This is a genomic window from Flavobacterium sp. SOK18b (assembly GCF_014156605.1).
In the GTDB taxonomy this organism is placed as follows: domain Bacteria; phylum Bacteroidota; class Bacteroidia; order Flavobacteriales; family Flavobacteriaceae; genus Flavobacterium; species Flavobacterium tiangeerense.
In genome coordinates, this window is the sequence record NZ_QKNZ01000017.1 from 15974 (window position 1) to 16314 (window position 341).

Here is a 341-nt window from a genome sequence, read left to right on the forward strand (position 1 = left end):
CCCAAACTGCTTGTAGCGCGAGAACGTTAGGCGTAATTTTAAAAAAGACACTGTGTTAAAAGAAACATTTTCAAATTTATTGACGAAGTACACAGACGATGAAAGTTTGACAAATGAACTATGGAATGAAATTGACCAAAATTATACAGACAAAAAAAGACATTATCATAATCTTTCCCATTTAGACAACTTATATAAACAACTTCTTTTTGTTAAAGAAAAAATTGAAAATTGGGATACGGTATTATTTACTTTGTTTTATCATGACGTTATTTACAATGCTTTAAATTCTGACAATGAAGAGAAAAGTGCTCAACTTGCAGAGAAAAGGCTTAAACAAA

Annotated in this window: 1 pseudogene; it reads left to right on the forward strand. The window is 29.6% G+C overall.

From position 1 onward, the window contains the following. Nucleotides 1-52: 52 nt before the first annotated feature. Nucleotides 53-341, forward strand: a pseudogene (locus tag DNC80_RS04075) (hypothetical protein); the annotation flags it as partial.